Source organism: Nioella sp. (assembly GCF_964229645.1).
In the GTDB taxonomy this organism is placed as follows: Bacteria; Pseudomonadota; Alphaproteobacteria; order Rhodobacterales; family Rhodobacteraceae; genus Nioella.
Map to the genome: position 1 here is coordinate 1 of NZ_CAXREX010000072.1, position 22,425 is coordinate 22,425.

General features: G+C 64.7%; 20 protein-coding genes. 10 read left to right on the plus strand and 10 right to left on the minus strand.

Features of this window, described 5'->3' with window-relative positions; all coding sequences use genetic code 11:
* A partial coding sequence (locus tag ACEQXV_RS04725) for an MG2 domain-containing protein (protein ID WP_370268134.1) occupies positions 1-5,059 on the minus strand: 5,059 nt, incomplete at its 3' end.
* 163 nt (positions 5,060-5,222) lie between these two features.
* Between ACEQXV_RS04725 and ACEQXV_RS04730 the strand changes: the two genes are divergently transcribed.
* Complete coding sequence (locus ACEQXV_RS04730) at positions 5,223-7,349, plus strand: ATP-binding protein (RefSeq protein WP_372525258.1); 2,127 nt, start codon at positions 5,223-5,225, stop codon at positions 7,347-7,349.
* Positions 7,350-7,352: 3 nt separating this feature from the next.
* On the opposite strand, the gene ACEQXV_RS04735 is transcribed toward ACEQXV_RS04730, so the two are convergent.
* Positions 7,353-8,363 (minus strand): asparaginase, encoded by a 1,011-nt coding sequence (locus ACEQXV_RS04735; RefSeq protein ID WP_370268137.1) that lies wholly within the window; start codon positions 8,361-8,363, stop codon positions 7,353-7,355.
* A gap of 179 nt (positions 8,364-8,542) precedes the next feature.
* Here ACEQXV_RS04735 and ACEQXV_RS04740 point away from each other — a divergent pair, with 179 nt between their 5' ends.
* A complete protein-coding gene (locus ACEQXV_RS04740) occupies positions 8,543-9,070 on the plus strand; it encodes an invasion associated locus B family protein (protein ID WP_370253885.1) in 528 nt (175 codons plus the stop codon).
* 73 nt (positions 9,071-9,143) lie between these two features.
* The gene (gene rlmN / locus ACEQXV_RS04745; RefSeq protein ID WP_370268138.1) at positions 9,144-10,331 is read left to right on the plus strand and encodes a 23S rRNA (adenine(2503)-C(2))-methyltransferase RlmN; all 1,188 of its coding nucleotides are present in this window, start codon (positions 9,144-9,146) and stop codon (positions 10,329-10,331) included.
* 81 nt (positions 10,332-10,412) lie between these two features.
* Here the strand turns inward: rlmN and ACEQXV_RS04750 are convergent, their stop codons facing one another.
* Entirely contained in the window at positions 10,413-10,595 is a 183-nt protein-coding gene (locus ACEQXV_RS04750; protein WP_370253887.1) for a hypothetical protein, read from the minus strand.
* 149 nt (positions 10,596-10,744) lie between these two features.
* A complete protein-coding gene (locus tag ACEQXV_RS04755; protein ID WP_370253888.1) occupies positions 10,745-11,347 on the minus strand; it encodes a L,D-transpeptidase in 603 nt (200 codons plus the stop codon).
* Positions 11,348-11,523: 176 nt separating this feature from the next.
* Here ACEQXV_RS04755 and ACEQXV_RS04760 point away from each other — a divergent pair, with 176 nt between their 5' ends.
* Positions 11,524-12,078, plus strand: a complete 555-nt coding sequence (locus ACEQXV_RS04760; RefSeq protein WP_370253890.1) for a CAP domain-containing protein — start codon at positions 11,524-11,526, stop codon at positions 12,076-12,078.
* A gap of 51 nt (positions 12,079-12,129) precedes the next feature.
* Here ACEQXV_RS04760 and ACEQXV_RS04765 read toward each other — a convergent pair whose 3' ends face one another.
* From ACEQXV_RS04765 to arsC, 6 genes are all read right to left on the minus strand, one after another.
* Positions 12,130-12,615, minus strand: a complete 486-nt coding sequence (locus tag ACEQXV_RS04765) for a murein L,D-transpeptidase family protein (protein WP_370268140.1) — start codon at positions 12,613-12,615, stop codon at positions 12,130-12,132.
* A gap of 56 nt (positions 12,616-12,671) precedes the next feature.
* Positions 12,672-13,541, minus strand: a complete 870-nt coding sequence (locus ACEQXV_RS04770) for an SDR family oxidoreductase (RefSeq protein WP_370268141.1) — start codon at positions 13,539-13,541, stop codon at positions 12,672-12,674.
* Positions 13,538-14,560: a tRNA epoxyqueuosine(34) reductase QueG gene (queG, locus tag ACEQXV_RS04775; protein WP_370252262.1), complete on the minus strand. Its 1,023-nt coding sequence runs from the start codon at positions 14,558-14,560 to the stop codon at positions 13,538-13,540. Before queG ends, ACEQXV_RS04770 begins: the two co-directional genes overlap by 4 nt.
* Before the next feature lie 5 nt (positions 14,561-14,565).
* A complete protein-coding gene (locus tag ACEQXV_RS04780) occupies positions 14,566-15,231 on the minus strand; it encodes a glutathione S-transferase family protein (RefSeq protein ID WP_370252243.1) in 666 nt (221 codons plus the stop codon).
* Positions 15,232-15,284: 53 nt separating this feature from the next.
* On the minus strand, positions 15,285-16,004 hold the full coding sequence (mtgA, locus tag ACEQXV_RS04785) for a monofunctional biosynthetic peptidoglycan transglycosylase (protein ID WP_370252245.1): 720 nt from the start codon (positions 16,002-16,004) through the stop codon (positions 15,285-15,287).
* A 91-nt stretch (positions 16,005-16,095) separates the two neighbouring features.
* Positions 16,096-16,446 carry an arsenate reductase (glutaredoxin) gene (gene arsC / locus ACEQXV_RS04790; protein WP_370252247.1) on the minus strand — a complete coding sequence of 117 codons (351 nt, stop codon included), beginning with the start codon at positions 16,444-16,446 and terminating at the stop codon, positions 16,096-16,098.
* A gap of 107 nt (positions 16,447-16,553) precedes the next feature.
* On the opposite strand from arsC, the gene ACEQXV_RS04795 reads away from it, so the two are divergent.
* The 6 genes from ACEQXV_RS04795 to ACEQXV_RS04820 all read left to right on the plus strand — a co-directional run bounded on the left by ACEQXV_RS04795 (position 16,554) and on the right by ACEQXV_RS04820 (position 22,416).
* Entirely contained in the window at positions 16,554-18,362 is a 1,809-nt protein-coding gene (locus ACEQXV_RS04795) for an adenine deaminase (RefSeq protein ID WP_370268155.1), read from the plus strand.
* Positions 18,359-19,843: an AMP nucleosidase gene (locus ACEQXV_RS04800; RefSeq protein WP_370268142.1), complete on the plus strand. Its 1,485-nt coding sequence runs from the start codon at positions 18,359-18,361 to the stop codon at positions 19,841-19,843. The genes ACEQXV_RS04795 and ACEQXV_RS04800 overlap by 4 nt, the downstream gene beginning before the upstream one ends.
* A gap of 131 nt (positions 19,844-19,974) precedes the next feature.
* Complete coding sequence (locus ACEQXV_RS04805; protein WP_370268144.1) at positions 19,975-20,265, plus strand: HU family DNA-binding protein; 291 nt, start codon at positions 19,975-19,977, stop codon at positions 20,263-20,265.
* Between the two features lie 68 nt (positions 20,266-20,333).
* On the plus strand, positions 20,334-21,218 hold the full coding sequence (locus ACEQXV_RS04810) for a DMT family transporter (RefSeq protein ID WP_370252253.1): 885 nt from the start codon (positions 20,334-20,336) through the stop codon (positions 21,216-21,218).
* Between the two features lie 68 nt (positions 21,219-21,286).
* Positions 21,287-22,006 carry a cytochrome c biogenesis CcdA family protein gene (locus ACEQXV_RS04815; protein WP_370252255.1) on the plus strand — a complete coding sequence of 240 codons (720 nt, stop codon included), beginning with the start codon at positions 21,287-21,289 and terminating at the stop codon, positions 22,004-22,006.
* An 11-nt stretch (positions 22,007-22,017) separates the two neighbouring features.
* On the plus strand, positions 22,018-22,416 hold the full coding sequence (locus ACEQXV_RS04820; RefSeq protein WP_370268145.1) for a thioredoxin family protein: 399 nt from the start codon (positions 22,018-22,020) through the stop codon (positions 22,414-22,416).
* Positions 22,417-22,425 lie beyond the last annotated feature (9 nt).

The window sequence follows — 22,425 nt, forward strand, 5'->3', positions numbered from 1 at the left end:
CCACGCTGACCTCGGCAGGATCCGCGGGCAAGCCATCGAGCGTCATGTAGCTGCGGGTGATGCGGTAGCCATTCCCCCCGGCCTGGGTATCGCCTTCGGCCTGGCCATAGCGGGTGAGGGTCAGCACCTCTTCGCGGTCACTGACATTCGTGATCGTCCGGGTGGCCTGGTCGCCCGCCTCCAGCACCTCGATCAGGGGGCCGTCGACCGCAGACCCGTTCAGCGTCAGTGACGACAGGCCGTTCATGTCGATCAGGGCATCGGCGGCCAGAAGGCTCCAGACCGCCTCCTGTGTCGAGATGTTGCTATCTGGAACGGGCAGGGCGGCGGCCAGTGTCTCCAGCGGGACCGCGTCGGAGCCTGCCGCCACTGCAAGCGTCAGAAGTGCCGTTGCATCGCGCCGCCTTGTGCCGAAATCGGCCCGCCACGCGCTGCTTTCCGCGGCAAGGCTCTGCGTCAGCAGAAGCTGATAGCCCCTTCGGAACATGGCGTCGGCCCTTGGTTGGTCCCCATACATGGCCAGGGCTGCGCCGAGCTGACCCAGAGCCAGCGGGGTTGCGAACGCTTCGGCCTTCACGTCGGCGTAGTAGCGCAGGTCGCCCATGGCGGCCACGCCCTCTCGGGCCAGCACCATCAGGGCATAGGCGATGGATTCTCCGCCCCGTTCGAAATCGGGGGCGGTGGCGACATGGTTGCGCAGGTTGTCGAGCGCCGACTGGAAGGCGAGATCGGGCACACCGTAGCCCTCGGACCGCGCGCGAGACAGGAAGTCCGTCGCATAAGCGTCGAGCCACGGATCGCCGGAATAGGCCCCCCACAGCCCGAAGCCTCCATTCGCAGCCTGATTGAGCAGCACCCCGTCGATGGCCTGCTGGATGCGGATTGCCAGGTCATCTGCATGGGCAAGGTCCAGCGCCTCGGCCACATCGGCAAGATAAAGCAGCGGCATCGCCCGGCTGGTCAGCTGTTCGGTGCAGCCATAGGGGTAGCGGTCGAGCATCTGCAGAAGCCCCGGCGCGTCGAAGCGGGCTAGTGGTCCGGCGGACAGGGTTGCGCGGCCCGTGCCGGGACGCAGGCCTGCCAGAACGCTGGCGTCGAAATCTAGGCTGTCGCCGGGCGCGAGCGTGAAGCGCGAGGTGACGGCGGTGACGGGGTCATTCGACTGAACCACCAGCCGCAGCGTTCTCGACAGGCGCTGCCCGTCAGGGGTGATCAGCGTCACGTCGACCTGCTGCTGGCCGAGACTATCCAGCGCGTAGAGCGGCACGCGCAGGCGTTCGGTTTCGCCTTCTTCCAGCGTCACGGCGGACAGGACCGATCCGATCCCGAGCCCCGTCGAGGTTTCGATCTCGATCGGCATCAGGCCCGTGGGGCCTTCTGCATGGGTCACCTCCAGCAGCAGCCTTGCGGTGTCACCGGGGGCCATGAAACGGGGCATGGAGGCGGTCACGACCACCGGGTCACGCACCAGCACATCGGCCTCGGCCTGCCCGACTCCCGCTTCGTTCCATGCGATGGCCATCACGCGCACGGTGCCGTTGAAGCTGGGCATGTCGAAGCTGACGCGCGCAAGCCCGTCCTCGCCCACGGTCACCGGCCCTGAATGGAAGGCCACCAGCGCCTCGGTTGGGGGCGGGGCCTGCATCCGCATCCCAGCGGTGGCATCGCCGCCGGAGCGTATCGCGCCGGGCTCGCCACCTCCGGTGATCAGTCGCCCGTAGAGATCGCGAATGCCGACACCAAGGCGGCGCTGACCGAAATAGTGCCCCATCGGGTCAGGTGACTGGAACCCGGTCAGGTTCAGGATGCCGAGGTCAACGGCCGCTATGCTGGCATGAACCGTGTCGCCGGGTTCTGCCCCGGCCACGTGAAGCGCGATATCGACCGGCCCGCGTGGGGCGGCGGTGATCGGGGCCTCCAACACGACATCCAGAGTCCTGGGTCCGGGGTTCACGGCTGCATGGACCAGCCCAAGCGATCGGGCGGGCATCTGAGCAGGCAGGCCGTCCAGAGGGCGCAGGAGGGTCGCACTCACATAGGCGCCTGTTCCCCAGTCTTCGGTCACGGCAAGGGGGAAGCTGTCCGGCGTGTCACCGATCGTGACGATCTCCTGGTGCACCAGGCGGTTCGACATCACGCGGATCAGCAGCAGTCCACCAGAGCGGGGCACGATCCGCAGCCGCGCCTCGTCGCCCAGGTCATAGCTCTCGGCATCGAGCGAAACTTCCAGAAGGTCGGGGGTTCCGGTGGCATCGCCCCCGCCATACCACCCCGCACGGAAGCTGACCGATGACGCGGTATAGACACCTTGCGTGCTTTCCACGCGCAGCTCATAGCGGCCCCAGTCGGTCGGCGCGGAAACCTCTTGCGGGGTGCCGCCAAGCGTCACATCGCCAGTGGCGATCCGGGTGCGGATCGTGACGGGTTCCCAATTCCAGCGCCCGTTCTGCGCATACCACTGGTAGCGGCGTTCGACCCGGTTCAGCGTCCAGCGAACAGGCAGGGCCTCGTCCCCTACGGCGATCAGGTGAAAGGCGGCCTCGGTGCCTTCGGGCAGGGTTCCATCGAACAGCGGGCGAATGCCGATCAGGGTGCCTGTGGGTGCAATGGCGCGGGATATCTGCCGTTCAACGGGGCGACCCGAGCCTTCGGTCACGCGCGCGGTAACGGTCAGTTCGCGTGGATGCGGTGTGCCTTCCAGCTCTGGCAAGGGGAAAGACAGAGAGGCCGCCCCGGCTTCATCCGTGCGCGCGCCACCGGGCAGGTTGGCGAAGGTCGTTTCAGGCCGATCATCATGCCGCCCGAAGCTGTAGCCGGGATGGGCTGCCAGTGTCGACACAGGGCGGAGCGCGTAGCTTCCCTCGATGGGCAGATCGCCCGCAGGCGCGCCGAACAGGTAGTCGGACTGGAGTCCAAGCGCGACCGGTGCGTTGGGTGCCAACGGCCCCTCGGGCAGTGTCAGGGTGACGTCGATCCGCTCGGGCAGGAAGTCCTCGACCAGCAGGGTGCGGCTGGCCAGCGGCGCTGCATCCGGGTCGGTGTGGACAGCGAGCCGCCATGTGCCGCGCGGCACGTTCGCGCCAAGTGACATCTGCCAGACGAACCCGCCGGCCCCGGATTCTTCCAGCACCATGCGGCTATACTCGACCCCATCTGCGCGGGTCAGGATCGCGGTAAGTGGCAGGCCTGGCAGGGCGGCTGCCTCTGCGTCACGGGCCAGTGCCGTGGCATGAATCGTCTCGCCCGCGCGATACGCCCCGCGCTCGGTGGTCAGGAAGAGATCAATGGGCGGTGCAGCGGGCCGGCCCTCGACGCCCCGGTCAGAGAGATCGAATTCCGCCTCGCGCAGGCTGAGGAAGGCGAAGTCGTCGCCGTGCTCGACGGTGATCATCGCAGGCGTTGCGCCTGCGCGCCCGGCGACAAGGTCAGCGGCGAAATGCACGCGGCCCTGGCGGTCGCTGTCCAGTTCCGCCAGCACCCGGTTCGACTCGGAGACGAGGCGCACGCGTGCGTTCTCGACCGCCGAGGTATCGGACAGGGCCCGCACGATCACGTGAACGCCATCGGTGCCGGACAGGGCCGAAATCCCCATGTCAGAGACGAAGAACCACTGGGTTGCCGGTGGCTGATTGCGCCCCTCGGGGCCGGGAATGCGGGCCTCCAGCGCATAAAGCCCCGGCCCGAGCGTGGCCAGAACCTCGCCCATCGGCAGGCTGGTGGTGACATCCTCGTTCAGCCGGTTGTCGACCTCACCCATGCCCTCCCAAACGGTTTCGGCCAGCTCGCTTTCGAAACGGGACAGTTCCCATGTGTTCAGCGGCCTCCCGAAATAATCCTCCTGCAGCGAGCGGACGAGGTTCCGGTCGGACACGGAATAGAGGGTCAGCGCAACCTCGTCGGTGTTGACCGTAACGATCGGCAGCGATCCACCCTCGACGCGCGGCAGAACATAGGCCCGCCCCGGGAAGCGCAGGGCGGGCGCCCTGTCCCGCACATAGAGCCGCAGCGTCGCGGGGTTGCGCAGGGTTTCACCAGAGGCGGCGGGCAAACCGGCCCGCAGGGTTATCTCATAACGCTGCCCATGCTGAACGCCAGAGATGCAGAATTGCCGCCCCTCCGCGTCGACCGCCAGGCCCGAAACCGTGGTTTGAAGGAAATCCGCATGGGTCACGCCGCCTGCCAGCGGTTCGGAGAAGATCGCGCAGATGCGCGGCTCGGCGGCATCGTTTTCAACGCGGGTAGAGGTCACCCGAAACCCATAGAGACCGATCGCGCGGTCAAGCTCGGCTTCCAGCGCCTCGGATGGGGCTTCGGCGACCGCCAGGCGCAGCGCCTGGATCATGTCGCGCCCCCGGTTGTTTTCTTCCAGGGCGCGGGCCAGCAGAAAAGCGGCATCGGCCAGCTCCTGTCCCGGCTCGGCCCGAAGGGCCGCGTTGGTGGCGGCGATCAGGGCGGTGCGGGTCATGCTGCGTTGCTCGGTGCGGCTGCTGACCTCTGTTTCGAGGGCAAGCCGGGCATATTCCATCCAATGCGCCGGATCGTCGGTGACTGTGATGGCAGACCCGTAAAGACGCATGGCCTCCAGGAACTCCCCTTCTTCGAGACGGGCCTCGGCGGCTTCCAGAATCCGCTCTGCCGTCCAGGTGCCTGCGTAGTGGCGACGGGACAGGGCATCGGCCTCTCGCCGTGCCGTGGCCAGATCGTCGGCGCTCAGGAAGGCCAGCTGTTCCATCCGCCTGTCCAGACGTGCCAGGACAGCGGGATCGGTGTTGCGCACCGTGGCCGACATGGCCCCGTCATAGGACTCCATCGCCAGAACGTCAGACTTCGGGAAACAAGCGCTGTTTCTTGTGTTGAACGTGAATGCGGCGCAGTCAGGATCAGCAAGGCAGGCACGCGCGCATCCGATCAGAGTGGTGTCATAGATCGGGGTCAGATCAGCGCCCGGAAAATCGGTGTCTTGAGTGATCGAGAAGAACCGCTCGGCAACGGGTGCGGACTGGGCCAACACCGGAACGGGTAGCATAGTCAGGGCGACCGCCATGGCAAAGGCGCGCATGGGAACCTCCTAAAACGAAATGGTTTCAAAAAAAGACCTTGGGCGGAGGGTGCCACGGGGGTAGGCGTCGAGTCCATAGGCGGGCCCTCTGGTTAAGCGGATCGAAACCCTTCGCGCGGCATCTTGCCGATTGCGAAGCATGTGCGAGGAGCGGGCCACTGGCATGGACGGCCACGGATTTGACGATCGTCTGGCGCAAGAACGCCGCGCGCGTCTGGCGGCGGAACGCCTGCTTGTGCAGAAGCAGGAGGAACTCTTTGCAGCCAACCGCAAGCTTGCGCTTCAGGCCGAACACCTGTCGGACCAGGTGATCGAACAGCGCGAGGAGAACGCCGAACTGGTTGGCGAAACCACCCGTGTCCGCGCCGACCTGGAGGTTGCCACGCAAAAGGCAGAGCGTGCCGAAAGGCGGCTTTGGGATTCGCTCGACATCATCGAGGATGGCTTCGCCATATATGACCGCAGCGGCAGGCTGGTCGCGGCCAACAACGCCTTTCTTCGCGTTTTCGAAGGCATGCTGGAGGTTGGACCGGGCGCAAGCTACGATTCCATCCTGCGCATCGCGGTCGATGAAGGCATCGTCGACCTGGAAGGAGAGCATCCCGACGACTGGGTCGACCGGATGACCGTCAGGTGGGAACAGGCCCCGATTCCGCGCTGCCGGGTCAAGCTGTGGAACGGGGCTTTCGTCGAACTGGTCGACAAGCGTTCTCCGGAAGGGGACATGGTCAGCCTGATGCTGGACATCACCCAGACCATCCGGCGCGAACACGACCTGCGGGACGCGCGCGACCAGGCCGAGGCCGCCAACCGCGCGAAATCGGCCTTCCTTGCCAACATGAGCCACGAGATTCGCACCCCGATGAACGGCGTCGTCGGCATGGCAGACCTGCTGCGAGAGACGGAGCTGGACGAAGAACAGCGGCTCTATGCCGAAACGATCAAGAACTCGGGCGAGGCGTTGCTGGAAATCATCAATGACGTGCTCGACTATTCCAAGATCGAGGCGGACAAGCTGGTTCTGCACAGCGATGCCTTCGACCTGGAGGACCTGATCCGCGAAATCTTCCGCCTGCTCGCGCCGACCATTCAGGGACGCGATCTGCAACTGATGCTGGACTATGACATCTTCCTGCCCGAACGGCTTGTCGGTGACAGGGGCCGCATCCGGCAAGTGTTGACCAACCTGGTGGGAAATGCCGTCAAGTTCACCGAGCAGGGGCATATCCTCGTCAGTGTTCTCGGCCAGGACCTGGGCGATGGGACGTTCGGGGTTGTGGTAACGGTCGAGGATACCGGGATCGGCATCGCGCCAGACAAGCAGGCGCATGTGTTCGGTGAGTTCAACCAGGTGGAGGATCAGTCGAACCGCAAATACGAGGGCACCGGGCTGGGGCTTTCGATCACGCGGCGGCTGGTCGGGATGATGGGGGGTGAAATCTGGGTGGAGTCCGAGCTTGGACAGGGTGCTACCTTCGGGTTCCGCCTTGTCCTGCCGGTGGCAGAGGGTGCCGCAACGGACCCGGTGCCGCCCCTGCCAGACGGACTTTCCCGGGTGCTGTTGATCGGCGCGGATGACATCACCCGCCAGATGGCCGAACGTGCGCTGCTGAAGCTGAAGGCCGAAGTGAAGCTGGCAGAACGGCCACAAGTCGACCCGGATCAGTTCGACCTTGTCCTCGTGACCGAACCCGCCCTCGATCCGGGCAAGCTCCTCGTGCCGGTGGTGCTGTGTCGCGCCGCCCGCCAGCGAGAGCAAACCTCTGACCGGCCCGTTGTGTCGCTGGACGATCCGCTGCGCCTGTTCCGGCAGGGGCTGGTCGAGGCCGCGACGGTTGAGCAAGTGGCGTCTGTCCCGCCCGCACAGCCGGAAGCCGGGACAGGCCAACGCCCCCTGCGCCTTCTGGCGGCGGAGGACAACAAGACCAATCAGGTGATCTTCCGCAAGATGCTGAAGGGCCTGACGCTGGACCTGACCCTTGTGGGTGACGGGCAACAGGCGTTGGACAGCTACCTATCGGCGCGCCCGGACATGCTCTTTACCGATATTTCCATGCCGGGCATGGATGGGCTGGACCTGACACGCCGTATTCGGGCGCATGAGGCCGAAACGGGCCTGCCGCGCCTTCCGATCGTGGCGATGACGGCACATGCCATGGAAGACCACAAGGCCGAGATCCTGGCCGCCGGGGTCGACCACTACCTGACGAAGCCACTGAAAAAGGCTGCCATCGTCGAAAAACTGGAGGGGCTTTCGCCTTCCGGCGTGCTGCCGCTTGCGCCGGGCTAGCGGTCAGGGACGCCAATCGCGAAGCGACGGCGCCGTGCGCATGAACCCGGTTTCCAGCCCGTCCCAGTTCTGGATTGGCCCGCGCGTATACTGCTGCGCCACCGGGTGATCGGCGTCCAGCACGCCAAGCCCCACCAGAAGCTGCGTTGTGACCGCCTCCGATGCCCGCGTGCCGCCATCCTCGATCTTGACCGCAATGCCCATCCGGCGTTCCGGCACGATGGCGACGAAGACGGCCTCGGCACCGGTCTTGACCGTCGCGCGGCCGTCCATCGCCCGCATCAATGCCGTGCAGGATCGGCCTTCGCCAGCCACCAGAACCGGATGCGCGGCCATGGCGCGGGTCAGCCGGAACATCGCCCGGTCGCGCGCATCGCCTTCGCCCGTCGCCGCCGCGAAGCGGCCCATGGCCCGGGCCAGCCCGGTCACGGTTGTGGCGAAGTTCGGAGCCGAACAGCCGTCGATCCCAAATCCGGGGCTCTCTTCGCCGGTGACGTCTTCGAATGCGGCCCGCACGGCTTTCTGCACAGGGTGATCGGGATCCACGTAATCGGGTCCGCCGCCCAGGTGCTGCGACAGCGTCAGAAAGCCTGAATGCTTGCCGGAACAGTTGTTGTGAACCCGGCAGGGGCTGTCATCGGTCTTGATCAGCGCGCGCTTCACGTCCCAGTCACGCGGCATCTGGGGCCCACAGCGCAGCGCCTCTTCCGGGTTCAGCCCCAACCCGGTGATCCATTCCGTGACCATCCGGTTGTGAATTTCGGCCGCGTTATGGGACGCGCAGGACAGCGCCAGTTGCGCCTCGCTCAGCCCGTAGGCTGCGGCCGCGCCGCTTTCGACCAGGGGCAGGGCCTGGATCATCTTGCAGGACGATCGGGGCAGGATCACCAGGTCGGGATCGCCCCAGGAGGCCACGACGCCCGCGCCCTCCTGCCATACCACCGCGTGCCCGCGATGCTGGCTTTCGCAGAAAGCGCCGCGCCACAGTTCCAGCAAGGGTTCCGCTTCGGTCATTCCAGGTCTCCCAACCGTCTATCTCCCGGCAATTTTCCGCCGCCGGGGCTTTTCCCCAAAAGGATTTTCGGGTTAATCTCCGCTCGCAGTTAAGTATTGGCCCGGGATCGAGTGCAAGACCTGACAAACAGGCCGAGCCGGGACCAGGAGGCAGAGAGACGGCTGGAGGCTGGATCAAGATGAAGAACTGGGTTGCTGGATCGGTGATCGCACTGGCGTTTGCGGTGCCGGGCTTTGCGCAGGACACTGAAGAATCCGAAAACCGGGTGAACGCGGAAACCGATTGGAGCGTGTTCGTCGAGGATGACCCGACGCAGTGCTGGGTCGTGTCTGCCCCGCGCGAAACGGTCAATACGCGCGATGGCCGCGTGGTTGCCGTGCGCCGGTCCGAGATTTTGCTCTTCGTCAGCTACTGGCCCTCGGAAAGCCGCATGGGCGAGGTGTCGTTCACGGGCGGCTACCCCTTCGCCGACGACTCCACGGTGACGATGGAAATCGGCAACTCGACCTTCGAACTCTTCGTCGATGGTGAAATGGCCTGGGCGGCCTCGGAACAGGAAGACCAGCGCATCATCACCGCGATGAAGCGTGGCTCCGAAGCCGTTCTGACCGCCGTGTCGAGCCGGGGCACGCAGACGGTCGATACCTTCTCGCTCCTGGGCTTCACCGCCGCCGTCGAAGATGCCGAGACCCGCTGCGGCGGATAATTCCTGAAAGACAAGGTTTGCCTTGGCGGGAGGATGCCTATATGTGTCCGCATCCCCTTCCGGAGCTTTGCCCATGTCCGCCAGCGCCCCCATCACGCAGGATGTCCTGACCATTCCGCGCAAACTGCCCGACGGGCCGACCAATATCGTCGGCCTGACGCGCGACCAGATGCGCGCGGCGCTGATCGCTGCGGGCACGCCCGAGAAACAGGCCAAGATGCGCGTGAACCAGATCTGGCAATGGATCTACCACTGGGGCGTGCGCAACTTCGAGGAGATGACGAACCTGGCCAAGGCCTACCGGGCCGAGCTGGCCGCGCATTTCGTGATCGACGTGCCCGAGGTGGTCAGCCGCCACGTCAGCGCCGATGGCACGCGCAAATACCTGGTGCGGATCGCAGGCGGGCACGAAGTGGAAGTGGTCTACATCCCCGAAACCGATCGCGGGACGCTCTGCATTTCCAGCCAGGTGGGCTGCACGCTGACCTGTTCCTTCTGCCACACCGGCACGCAGAGACTGGTGCGCAATCTGACGGCGGGTGAAATCGTCGGGCAGATCAGGGTGGCGCGCGACGATCTGGGGGAATGGCCGGAACCGGGCGAGGGCAGTGGTGAAAACGGGCCGCGCCTTCTATCGAACATCGTGCTGATGGGCATGGGCGAGCCGCTCTACAATTTCGACAACGTGCGCGACGCGATGAAGATCGCGATGGATGGCGAAGGCATCTCGCTCAGCCGCCGCCGGATCACCCTGTCGACCTCTGGCGTGGTGCCCGAGATCGCCAAGACCGCCGAGGAAATCGGCTGCATGCTGGCGGTGTCCTTCCACGCCACCACCGACGAGACCCGCGACAAATTGGTTCCGATCAATAAACGGTGGCCGATCGCGGAACTGCTCGATGCGCTGCGCAGCTATCCGAAGCTTTCGAACTCGGAGAGAATCACTTTCGAATACGTGATGCTGAAGGATGTGAACGACACGGACGAAGACGCGCGTCGGCTGGTCCGGTTGATCAAGGGCATCCCGACCAAGATCAACCTCATTCCGTTCAACGAATGGCCGGGCGCGCCCTATCAGCGGTCGGACTGGGAACGGATCGAGCGCTTTGCCGACATCATCTACAAGGCGGGTTATGCCAGCCCCATCCGGACGCCGCGCGGTGAAGACATCATGGCAGCCTGCGGGCAGCTGAAATCGGCCACCGAACGCGCGCGCAAATCCCGGGCGCAGATCGCGGAAGAAGCCGGTCTTACCAAGTAAAAAAGGGGCCGAAACGGCCCCCTTGAATCGAAAAAGGCGGCCCGTGAAGGCCGCCTTTCTCTATTCTGGTCCAGCGACTGATTAGTCGTTGGCGATTGCAGCGGCGATCAGAATGATTGCCAGCAGCGGAACCAGGACGCCGCCTGCGGAGGACGAGGTGTCTTCCACGATCACGACGGGTTCCAGAACGGGCTCAACGTAGCCGCCAGCAAAAGCGGAGGTGGCGGCAACGGACAGAGCGGCTGCGAGTGCGAGTTTTTTCATAGTATCCTCCAAGATACGCCCCTTAGTTCGCGCGGTATTACGCATAGCGGGGCACCCAAGACTGTACCTCGTAAGTAGGTTTAAGCAGCAATGCCTTAGGAATGCAATGCCGGGAAATGTTTCCCAGCCCCAAGATCGCTGATTTGTCGTCAAATAAGCAACACCTGCGTGCCGACTTCGGCCAGACCGAACAATTCGGCGATATGTTCGTTGTAGAGGCCAATGCAACCGTTCGAACTTCGCCGCCCGATCTTGCGCGTGTCGTGGGTGCCGTGGATGCGGTAATAGGTCCAGCCAAGATAGAGCGCATGGGTCCCAAGCGGGTTGTCGGGGCCGGGGCCGACATATTCCGGCCATTCGGGGTTACGCTCGCGCATTGCCGGGGTCGGGCGCCACTCTGGACCTTCGACAAGGCGGATCACGCTGGTGCGCCCGCGGCGGGTCAGGTCTTCGGTCGCGGGCACCGAGGTCGGATACAGCCGATAAACGGATTCGTCCGCATTCCAGTAGTGCAACGCACGCGAGGTGATATCGACCAGGATCGCGCCATTGCGCAGGTTGTCGAAGTAATCCTGCCATTCCAGCGTGCGGAAGCTGGAAATGTTGTGCCGCACGTTCTGGCTGACATCGCGTTCCAGTTCGGTCGTGCCTTCGTGAATCGATTCCTGTGCAATCGCAGGGGTGGCCAGGGTCGCGGCGGCGGCGCCAAGGAAAAGGCGCCGGTTGATCTGGCCGGATTTGCTGTCGCTCATCGTGATAAGTCCGTGGGGTATCTGCCTATTTCGCATAAAATATCGGTAAAGCGGCCCGCCGTCCATTCACACTCCTGCGGGTTTGCGCGGAATCGTGCCTGTTTCGTTTGATTGGCGGCCCCGGGGGCGCTATGGGTTCCTCCGCAACTTTCGCAATTTCAAGCAAGAAGATCGCCATGCTGAGACGCACGATTTTGATGACGACCGCCCTTGGCGCTCTCTCGGCCTGCTTTGGGAACACCTCGCCCCGCCTCGGGCCCGATGGCCGCCCCTTGCCGACGATCTATCGAATCAACCCGCGCGACGAGGCGGAAATCCAGTTTCGGGTTCTCGACAGCGTGAATGCCCTGCGCCGGGCCGCAGGCGCGCCGGAATTGCAGCTCAACGCGGAACTGAACGCCGCTGCAGCGACCCATTCGCGCGACATGAGCCTGCAAAATCGTCCCTGGCATTTCGGGTCGGACGGGTCATCCCCCATCGACCGGGCGCAGCGGGCTGGCTATAGCGGCCGCCTTCTGGGGGAAAACATCTCCGAGACCTACGAGTCCGAGCTTGAAACCGTCGCAGCCTGGATGCAGCAGGCCGATACCCGCGACGTGATTACCGACCCTGATGCGCGCGATCTGGGCTTTGCCTTCTACCAGGAAGAAACCGGCAAGATCTGGTGGACCATGGTCACCGGCGATGGCGGCACCACGGGCCAGGGCCTGCCGGCAAACAGCAACAGCTAAACATTGGCGGGCCTTTTGCAGGCCCGATTTCGTCGCACGATCATGCTGCGGTCAGGGCAGGATGTCGATCTGCGTGCCCAGGCCCACCATCGAGTAGACCTCGCGCATTTCACGGTTGGAAATCGCGATGCAGCCTGCCGTCCAGTCTTCGGCCCGCCGCCAGGGGCGGGGCGTGCCGTGGATGAAGATGTCCCCGCCCGGGCTTTGTCCCAGCTCGGCCGCCTCGGCGCGATCTTCGGCGTTGGGGTAGGAAATCCCGATCGACAGGTAATAGGCACTGTTGGGGTTGCGCCGGTCGATGATGTAGCTGCCCTCGGGTGTGCGCCCGTCGCCTTCGACCTGCTTGTCGCCCTCGGGGGCGAAGCCAAGCTCGATATCGTAGCTGCGCAGCACTTCCGAGCCATGGAGCAGGTACATCTGGCGGCTGGACTTGTGCACGACGACGCGCGTGACCTCGGGCCCGTCATAAGTGGGAAAACGGCTGCATCCCGCCGTGGCGAGCATCGCCAGTGCCAGAACCGCCAGAACTATGCGCATCAACCTGCCTCGATCTGCTTTTTCGCCAGTCTACCAGAGTGGCCCGGCCACCGGTATCAGCCTTTCGATAGCTCGGCAGCAAACAGCGCATCCAGCCCCGCCCTATAGGTCGGATAACGCAGTTTGACCCCCAGTTCTCGTTTCATCAGGCCGTTATCCACCTTCTTGCTTTCGGCATAGAAGCTGCGGGCCATCGGGGTCATCTCGGCCTCTTCGAAGCGAACGGCGGGCGGCAAGTCGACTCCCAGCAACTCGGCGGCATAGGTCAGCACGTCTTCGGGCGGGGCAGGGTCGTTGTCGCAGATATTGTAGATCGCTCCGGGCCTTGGTTGCGCCATCGAGGCCAGCAGCGCCTGCGCGATGTCTTCCACGTGGATCCGGCTGAACACCTGCCCCTCCTTGATGATCCGCCGCGCGGTTCCGTTACGCACCTTCTCGAACGGTCCCCGGCCCGGCCCGTAAATGCCCGGCAGGCGGAAGATATGCAGCGCAAGGCCGTGATCGCGCGCCAGGGCCTTCCATTCACCTTCTGTGGTCACGCGGGCGCGGCCCCGGCGGGTGGCCGGGGTAAGGGGTGCGGATTCGTCGACCCAGGCTCCCTTGTGGTCTCCGTAAACGCCCGTGGTGGACAGGTAGCCCACCCATTGAAACCGATCCGCCAATTCTTCGAAGATCGGGCGCAGATGCTTCAGCACCGGGTCGGCCCCGTCCTCGGGGCCCGCGGTGATCAGCACATGGGTGGCGCTTTCCAGCTCGGCGCGCATGTCGGCGCCGGGAAAGACGCGCGGCTCGACACCGAGGGCCTTCAGGCTTTCGGCCTTCGCGGCCGATCGCGTGGTGCCAATGACCGTTCCGGACGCAAAGGGCCGCATCTCCTCCACCAGCGCCTGCGCCGAGTAGCCCATGCCGAAAATCACAAGTTTCATCGCAACCTCTCAACCGCCCAGCGCGCCGCATCGGCCACCGTCGAGTCCTCATCCCCTGTCAACGCCAACGCGGCCCTGATCAGCCCCGCGTCACCGCTATTGCCGATGGCATAGAGCACGTTGCGCACGAAGCGCCCGCGCCCGATGCGCTTGATCGGTGATCCGCTGAACATGGCGCGGAACGCGGCGTCATCAAGCCCGGCCAGGTCAGCCAGCTTCGGGCTTTGCAACTCTGGCCGTCCGGCATAGCGCATCTCTGTCGCGGCCACGGCGAACTTGTTCCACGGGCAGGCCGCCAGGCAATCGTCACAGCCATAGATGCGATTGCCCATCCTTTCGCGCAGCTCTGGCTCGACAGGTCCGGCATGTTCGATGGTCAGGTAGGAAATGCAGCGCCGTGCATCCAGCTGGAAAGGAGCCGGGAAGGCATCGGTCGGGCAGATGTCGAGACAGGCAGTGCAGGTCCCGCAATGGTCGATCTCGGGGGCATCGGGCTCCAGCTCGACCGTCGTGAAGATCGAACCAAGGAAAAACCAGTTGCCAAGGTCCCGCGCCAGCAGGTTGGTGTGCTTGCCCTGCCAGCCCAGCCCGGACGCCTGCCCCAGCGGCTTTTCCATCACCGGGGCGGTATCCACGAAGACCTTGATCTCTTCGCCCGGGGCCTGGTCCAGCAACCAGCGCCCGACCCGCTTCAGCCGCTTCTTCACGAGGTCATGGTAATCGCGGTTCTGGGCGTAAACGCTGACCGTCGCGCAATCGCGCCGCTCCAGCGCCGCCAGCGGGTCGATGTCGGGCGTATAGGGCTCGGCCAGCATGATGATCGACCGCGCCTCGGGCCAGAGCGCGGCGGGGTTGCCGCGCCAGTGCATCCGCTCGGCCATCCAGCCCATCTGGCCGTGACGCCCTTCCTTCACGAAGTCCGTCAAACGATCCGCCGCCTGCGGAATCGCATCGGGCCGGCAGACGCGCATCTTGGCGAAACCCTCGTCCAGGGCCTTCGCCTCCAGCGCCGCCTTCAGCCCGGTCAAAAGTCCAGGTTCGCGTAATGGGGCGGCTGGATGAAGCCGGGGATCTGGTCGGCAAGGATCGACCGGAAGGCCGGGCGCGACTTTATCTTGGCATACCAGTCCTTGACCACGGCAGACCGGTTCCAGTCCACGTCCGAGATATAGTCGAGGCACGACAGGTGCGCGGCGGCGGTGAAATCGGCCAGGGTCAGGCTGTCACCCGCCAGCCAGCGGCGATGATCGAGCAGCCAGGTCATGTAATCGAGGTGAAACTTGATCTTCTGCGCCCCGGTCTTGACCGCCTTGCCATCGGGGTAGCCCCCGCGCATCACCTTCTTGTTCACCCGTTCATAGACAAGGTTCGCCGTCACTTCATGATGGAACTTGTCATCGAACCAGAAGCACAGCCGACGCACCTCGGCCCGCGCCGCTGCGTCGCGCGGCATCAGCGGCGGTTCGGGGTTGGTTTCCTCGATATATTCGCAGATCGCCTGGCTTTCGGTCAGCAGCATCCCGTCAATTTTCAGGATCGGCACTTTCGCCGCCGGGTTGCGGCGCAGGAATTCCCCCGAAGGCTCCCAGTAGCGCTCGTCGATCAGTTCCACGTCGATCTTCTTCTCGGCCAGAACCAGGCGAACCTTGCGGCAGAAGGGGGACAGGGCGAAGTGATAGAGGCGGGTCATGGTCTGCTCTTTTCGGAGTTATGCCCATTCTTTGCCCCGTGCCGGGGACGATTTCAACGCGCAAAACAATCGTCGCGCCCGTCGGCAAGGATCGTGGCCGCTCCATCGGCGATCCGGGCGGCTCTTGCGCGCAACTCCGCTGTCGGAGAGGAGGCAGACCGCTCCCTTGGATTCGGCAAAACCGCCGCCAGCCGCGCTGCCTGGGTCGGGTTCAGCTCCGCCGCCGACACCCCGAAATAGTGCTGCGCGGCCGCCTCCGCCCCGAAGACGCCCTCGTCGAACTCGACGATATTGAGGTAGACCTCCAGCACGCGGGCCTTGGTCCAGATCAGCTCCATCACCGGGGTCATCAGCCCTTCCAGCGCCTTGCGGGCCCAGGATCGCCCCTGCCACAGGAAGGCGTTCTTCACCACTTGCTGGCTAATGGTTGATCCGCCCCGGTTCATGCCTTCGGAAATGGCCGCGCGGATCGCGTCCATGTCGAAGCCGGAATGCAGGCAGAAATTCGCGTCCTCCGCCGCAACGACCGCCCGCGCCAGATGAGGAGAAATCTCTTCCATCGGTCGCCAGACCTGCCGCACCTCGCCCAGCCTGTGACGCTCGGCGATCATGTAGGGCGTGGTGGGTGGGGCCACGACGGCATAAAGCGCGATCCAGGCCACGCCGAGAACAATGACCACCAGAATGCCGCGCAGCAGCCAGCGAAGCGCAAGCCTCAGAACGGGCCGTCGCTTCGTCTTGGACTTGGTTGTCTTGCGGGGCTGCCTGGCCACCTGCCTCTCCTGCCTTCTTCTTGGTTCAAATACTCCCGCCGGAGGCGTCCTGCCTGTCGCCGCGCGGGTCCGTCAAACAAGCCGGATCGGGTCAGCCCTTGTCCAGCACTTCGCGCACCCGTTCGGGCGGACGGCAGATTGCCGCCCGATCCCCCGAGACCACGATGGGCCGCTCGACCAGCACCGGGTGGGCCACCATCGCGGCCAGGATCGTGGCATCATCGGCGTCTTTCAGGCCCAGTTCGGGCGCCGGGTCCTGCTTGACGCGCAGGGCGTCGCGCGGGGTGATGCCCGCCTTGGCGAAAAGCTCTGTCAGCTGCGCATCGCTCCACCCGGTCTTGAGATATTCCACCACCTCTGGTTCCACCCCTGCGGCGCGGATCAGCTCCAGCGCCTGGCGCGACTTGCTGCATCGTGGGTTGTGGTAGATCGTGACGGTCATGGCGGGCTCCGGCTTGGGTCGTCTCAGGGTAAGCGGGAAGCAACCGGTTGAAAACCTGTCATGAAAATGTGGCTTGAAGCCGGAAATCTCCGGTGCCAGATTTGAGCATGGAAAACGTATCTTCATTTAAAACCTGGGCAGAAAGCGCCGCGCGGCTGGTGGCCGTGGCGGCCGGGCGCGAACCGGCGGACCTGGTTCTGCGCAATGTGAAACTCGTGAACGTCCAAAGCCGAGAGGTGCTGGAGGGCTGGCAGGTGGCGGTGGCCGACGGGCGCTTTGCCTATGTCGGCCCGGATGCGGCCCATTGCATTGGCGATGGCACCGAAGTGGTCGATGGGGGCGGACGGTTTCTGATCCCCGGTCTTTGCGACGGTCACATGCATATTGAATCGGGCATGCTGACCCCAGCGGAATTCGCCCGCGCCGTCATTCCCCACGGCACGACGACAATGTTCACCGATCCGCACGAGATCGCCAATGTCATGGGGCTCGAAGGCGTGCGGCTGATGCATGACGAGGCGCTGATGCAGCCCGTCAACATCTACACCCAGATGCCCTCCTGCGCGCCGTCGGCGCCTGGGCTGGAAACCACCGGGTTCGAGATCTCTCCGCAGGACGTGGCCGAGGCGATGACATGGCCGGGCATCATCGGGCTGGGCGAGATGATGAACTTCCCCGGCGTGATCAACGGCGATCCCCAGATGCTGGCGGAAATGGCCGCAACCATGCAGGCGGGCAAGACCGTGGGCGGTCACTATGCCAGCCCCGACCGGGGTCCGGCCTTTCACGCCTACGCGGCGGGCGGTCCGGCGGACGATCACGAAGGCACCCGCGAAAGCGACGCGATCGACCGCGTGCGGCAGGGGATGCGTTCGATGCTGCGGCTCGGGTCCGCCTGGTATGATGTCGAAAGCCAGATCACGGCGGTGACGGAAAAGGGGCTCGATCCGCGCAATTTCATCCTCTGCACCGACGATTGCCATTCCGGCACGCTGGTGCACGAGGGCCACATGAACCGGGTTCTGCGCCACGCCATTGCCTGCGGCTGCGATCCGCTGGTGGCGCTGCAAATGTGCACGGTGAACACCGCCACCCATTTCGGGCTGGAGCGCGAACTGGGCTCCATCGCGCCGGGTCGCCGGGCCGACATGATCCTGACCTCGGACCTCACGGCGCTGCCCATCGAGGTGGTTTACGGGCGCGGTGTGAAGCTTGCCGAGAACGGGGACATCCTCGTCGATTGCCCGCATCTCGACTGGCCCGCCAAGGCACGGGGCACGGTGCATCTGGGCAAGGTCTTGTCCGCGCAGGATTTCGAGATCGAGGCCCCGAAAGGTGCCAATTCCGCCCATGTGAAGGTGATTGGCGTGGTCGAGAACCAGGCCCCGACCGAGGCGCTCACCGCCGAACTGCCCGTCGTGGACGGGTTGGTCGAAGGGCAGGGCGACGTGTGCCAGATCGCGCTTGTGGAACGGCACCGGGCGACGGGTGGCGTGGTCAATGCCTTCGTGTCGGGCTTCGGCTACAAAGGCCCCATGGCCATGGCCTCGACCGTGGCCCATGACAGCCACCACATGATCGTGGTGGGCACCGACCGGGACAACATGGCCAAGGCCGCGATGCGGCTGGCCGAGGTCGGCGGCGGTGTCACCGTGTTCAAGGACGGGCAGGAAATCGGACTGGTCGAACTGCCGATCGCCGGGCTGATGAGCGACGATCACGCCCCCACCGTGGCGGACAAGGCGCAGGGCATCGTCAAGGCGATGGAGGCTTGCGGCTGCACGCTCAACAACGCCTACATGCAGCATTCGCTGCTGGCGCTCGTGGTGATTCCGTCCTTGCGCATTTCCGATCTGGGGCTGGTCGACGTGACCACCTTCCAACTCACATCCCTGTTCGTGGAGGGCGATGCATGACGCCGGTTTCCCGCCAAGCCCCGCTGCACAGCCCGAAAGAGGCCGAACCGCGGTTCTTCACCGACGCGGCCGAAGCCGTGGCCTATCTGCAAGAACTCTACGACGAGGCCACGCGCTACCTTCAGGCCCGCTTTGCCGAGGTCCTGCGCGACGGGGCGCCCGACAAGCGTTACCGCGCCTTCTACCCCGAGATTCGCATCACAACGACAAGCTATGGCCATGTCGACAGCCGCCTGTCCTTCGGTCACGTGGCCGAACCGGGGACCTATGCCACCACGGTTACGCGGCCCGACCTGTTCCAGCATTACCTGACGCAGCAGATCCGCCTGCTTATCGAGAACCACGGGGTGCCGGTTTCGGTCGGTGCGTCGATGACGCCGATCCCGGTGCATTTCGCGGTCCTGAATGACGCCGAGCTGCAGATTCCGCAGGAAGGGGCGATGGCCTTTCCCCTGCGCGACGTGTTCGACGTGCCTGACCTCGGCACCACGAATGACGACATCGTCAATGGCTTCGGCTTCAAGAACGAGGACGGGTCGGGCGCCCTTGCCCCCTTCACCGCCCAGCGGGTGGATTACTCGCTGGCGCGGCTGGCGCATTACACCGCCACGGGGCCAGAGCATTTCCAGAACCACGTTCTGTTCACCAACTACCAGTTCTATGTCGAGGAATTCGTGGCCTATGGCCGCCAGATGCTGGCCGATCCCGACAGCGGCTATACCGCGCTTGTCGGCCCCGGCAACGACGTGGTGACCGCGCCCGACCAGCCGCTCAACACGCCGGCCAAGCTGCCACAGATGCCGACCTATCATCTCAAGCGAAAGGGCGGGGGCGGCATCACGCTGGTCAATATCGGGGTGGGGCCGTCGAACGCCAAGACCGCGACCGACCACATTGCCGTTCTGCGCCCCCATGTCTGGCTGATGGTGGGCCATTGCGCCGGGCTGCGGAATTCGCAAAGCCTTGGCGACTTCGTGCTGGCCCATGCCTACCTGCGCGAAGATCACGTGCTCGATGACGATCTTCCGGTCTGGGTTCCGATCCCGGCGCTGGCCGAAGTGCAGATCGCGCTGGAAACCGCCGTGGCCGCCGTGGCCGAGGTTTCGGGCTACGAGTTGAAGAAGATCATGCGCACGGGCACCGTCGCCACGATCGACAATCGCAACTGGGAATTGCGCGACCAATCGGGCCCGGTCCAGCGCCTGTCCCAGTCGCGCGCCATCGCGCTCGACATGGAAAGCGCAACAATTGCCGCAAATGGGTTCCGTTTCCGTGTGCCCTATGGCACCCTCCTGTGCGTGTCGGACAAGCCGCTGCACGGGGAACTGAAGCTGCCGGGAATGGCCAGCGCCTTTTACAAGACGCAGGTTTCAAGGCATCTCCAGATCGGTATCCGTGCGATGGAAACGCTGCGCGAAATGCCTTTGGAGCGTCTCCATAGTCGCAAATTGAGGAGTTTCGAGGAGACTGCCTTCTTGTGACGCGGCGGAAAATGGCCCTGAAAGCATGTTTTTCAGGGGAAATGCGACACTAGTCATTGTGTGCGTCCACAATATTCGGGTAGCTTTCACGCAACGAACCCAAGGGTTCGGGCAGTTAAGGAGAACAGAACATGGCACAGAAACCCATGACCAAGACCCAGCTCGTCGCCGCACTGGCCGAAGAGATGGGCAGCGACAAGAAAGCCGCAGCAGCTGCGCTCGACGCCGTCTCGGTCGTCGTGTCCAAGGAAGTCGCCGCAGGCGGCGCCGTGACCCTTCCGGGCATCGGCAAGGTCTACTGCCGCGAGCGCCCCGAGCGCATGGTGCGCAATCCCGCCACCGGCGAGCAGATCAAGAAAGAGGCCGACAAGGTGGTGAAAGTCACCATCGCGAAGGCTCTCAAGGACAGCGTGAACGGCTGATTGCCAAGCGTTGCTTGACATGCGAAGGGTCGCCTTGGGCGGCCCTTTTGCTTTGATGGAGACAGCTGATGGATTTGCGCGCGATCGGGATGGGTCTGGCCTTTGCGCTGATCTGGTCGTCAGCCTTCAGCTCGGCGCGCATCATCGTGGCTGCCGCCCCGCCGTTGACGGCGCTGGCGATCCGCTTTGCGATTTCGGGTATGATCGGCGTGCTGATTGCCCGCGCGCTGGGCCAGAGCTGGCATCTCAGCCGGGCGCAATGGCGCTCTGTCATCATCTTCGGCATCTGCCAGAACGCGCTCTATCTCGGGCTGAACTTCGTCGCGATGCAGTGGATCGAGGCATCGCTCGCTGCCATCATCGCCTCCTCCATGCCGCTGATCGTGGCCGCAGCCAACTGGCTGATCTTCCGCGAACGACTTCCGGCGCTGGGCGTGCTGGGCCTTATGGCGGGCTTCGGCGGCGTTGCCCTGATCATGGCGCAGCGCCTGACCGGTGGGGTCGATCCGCTGGGCGTTGCGCTCTGCATCCTCGGGGCCATTGCGCTGGCGGTTGCGACGCTGACCGTGCGCGGGGCCTCGTCTGGCAAAAGCAGCGGCGCAAGCGTGCTGATGATCGTGGGCTTGCAGATGCTGGTGGGCGGCGCGGCGCTGGTGCCCTTTGCCCTGGCGCTGGAAAGCTGGGTCGTCACCTGGTCCTGGCAGCTGGTCGTGGCTTTCCTCTATACCTGTTTCGCCCCGGGATTGCTCGCCACATGGATCTGGTTCCTGCTGGTCCAGCGGATCGGGGCCACGCGCGGCGCGACCTTCCACTTCCTCAACCCGTTCTTCGGCGTGGCCATTGCGGCGGTGATCCTTGGCGAACGCCTGGGTTGGGCCGATATCCTGGGTGTTACCATCATCGCCGCGGGCATCCTCGCGGTGCAGATGGCGCGCACCACCAAGGCCCGCTGACGCAGCCGTGATCGCGCCTCACGCAGGCGTCATGTGACATTACATTCGCCCGACCCCACAACAGGGGCATGTTGGAACTTGTCCTAGCCTATGGCGCGGGTCTGCTGACCCTGATCAACCCCTGCGTCCTGCCGGTCCTGCCGATCGTTCTGGCGGGGTCGCTTCAGGCCAGCCGCTATGGCCCGCTGGCGCTGGCCGGCGGCATGAGCCTGTCTTTCGTGGCGCTTGGCCTGACCGTGGCGACCGCCGGTCACGCCGTTGGCATCGACGAGGAAACCGTGGGCCGCGCGGGCGCCGTGCTGATGGTGGCGTTCGGCCTGGTGCTGCTGGTCCCCCGCTTTTCAGCCGCGTTCGCCACCGCCACGGCGGGCGTATCCGCCAGCGCCGACACCCGCATGACCGCCCTTAACACCCGCGAGGGCTGGCAAGGGCAGGCCATCGGCGGGGCGCTCCTGGGCGCGGTCTGGAGCCCCTGCGTCGGCCCCACGCTTGGCGGTGCCATTGCATTGGCCAGCGCCGGAGAACAGCTCTGGCGCGCGGGCGCGATCATGGTCTTCTTCGCGCTCGGCGTATCCACCATTATCCTCGCGCTCGGCTATGGCGCCCGCGGCTTTTTCCAACGCCGCCGCGCCCTGATGCAGGCTATCGCCGAGCGCTCTCGTCCGCTTCTTGGCGGCGTCTTCCTCCTTGTCGGCGTTGGCATCCTGCTGCGCTGGCACCACGCAATCGAAATCTGGCTTCTCGATGTCCTGCCCTACTGGCTTCAGGACCTCTCGGTTGCCCTGTAACGGAGACTGACATGAACCGACGCGACGTGATGATCCTTGGCGGCTCGGCGCTGTTGCTGGCCGGGCGCGCCAGCGCCAGCAATATCGACTACGTGCCCGGCCTGGTCGATGAACGGCTGGCTGCGGGCGAAACGCTGTTCGTCGATTTCTTCGCCCCCTGGTGCGGGACCTGCCGCACGCAGGAACGCCATATCGAGGCGCTCCGGGCCGAGAACCCCGCCTATGACCAGGCCATGACCTTCATCCGCGTTGATTGGGACACCTACGGGCGCGGCGATCTCGCGCAGCGTCTGCAAATCCCGCGCCGCTCTACCCTCGTCGTGCTGCGGGGCGAGCAGGAACTGGGCCGCATCGTTGCGGGTACCCGTCGTGCCGATATCGAAACCTTGATGAACCTGGGATTGAGCTGACAGCAGACG

Coding starts and splice junctions, on each gene's coding strand:
- ACEQXV_RS04730 (WP_372525258.1), top strand. CDS start 5,223: ATGGACGGCCACGGATTTGACGATCGTCTGGCGCAAGAACGCCGCGCG.
- ACEQXV_RS04735 (WP_370268137.1), bottom strand. CDS start 8,363: ATGACCGAAGCGGAACCCTTGCTGGAACTGTGGCGCGGCGCTTTCTGC.
- ACEQXV_RS04740 (WP_370253885.1), top strand. CDS start 8,543: ATGAAGAACTGGGTTGCTGGATCGGTGATCGCACTGGCGTTTGCGGTG.
- rlmN (WP_370268138.1), top strand. CDS start 9,144: ATGTCCGCCAGCGCCCCCATCACGCAGGATGTCCTGACCATTCCGCGC.
- ACEQXV_RS04750 (WP_370253887.1), bottom strand. CDS start 10,595: ATGAAAAAACTCGCACTCGCAGCCGCTCTGTCCGTTGCCGCCACCTCC.
- ACEQXV_RS04755 (WP_370253888.1), bottom strand. CDS start 11,347: ATGAGCGACAGCAAATCCGGCCAGATCAACCGGCGCCTTTTCCTTGGC.
- ACEQXV_RS04760 (WP_370253890.1), top strand. CDS start 11,524: ATGCTGAGACGCACGATTTTGATGACGACCGCCCTTGGCGCTCTCTCG.
- ACEQXV_RS04765 (WP_370268140.1), bottom strand. CDS start 12,615: ATGCGCATAGTTCTGGCGGTTCTGGCACTGGCGATGCTCGCCACGGCG.
- ACEQXV_RS04770 (WP_370268141.1), bottom strand. CDS start 13,541: ATGAAACTTGTGATTTTCGGCATGGGCTACTCGGCGCAGGCGCTGGTG.
- ACEQXV_RS04780 (WP_370252243.1), bottom strand. CDS start 15,231: ATGACCCGCCTCTATCACTTCGCCCTGTCCCCCTTCTGCCGCAAGGTT.
- arsC (WP_370252247.1), bottom strand. CDS start 16,446: ATGACCGTCACGATCTACCACAACCCACGATGCAGCAAGTCGCGCCAG.
- ACEQXV_RS04795 (WP_370268155.1), top strand. CDS start 16,554: ATGGAAAACGTATCTTCATTTAAAACCTGGGCAGAAAGCGCCGCGCGG.
- ACEQXV_RS04800 (WP_370268142.1), top strand. CDS start 18,359: ATGACGCCGGTTTCCCGCCAAGCCCCGCTGCACAGCCCGAAAGAGGCC.
- ACEQXV_RS04805 (WP_370268144.1), top strand. CDS start 19,975: ATGGCACAGAAACCCATGACCAAGACCCAGCTCGTCGCCGCACTGGCC.
- ACEQXV_RS04810 (WP_370252253.1), top strand. CDS start 20,334: ATGGATTTGCGCGCGATCGGGATGGGTCTGGCCTTTGCGCTGATCTGG.
- ACEQXV_RS04815 (WP_370252255.1), top strand. CDS start 21,287: ATGTTGGAACTTGTCCTAGCCTATGGCGCGGGTCTGCTGACCCTGATC.
- ACEQXV_RS04820 (WP_370268145.1), top strand. CDS start 22,018: ATGAACCGACGCGACGTGATGATCCTTGGCGGCTCGGCGCTGTTGCTG.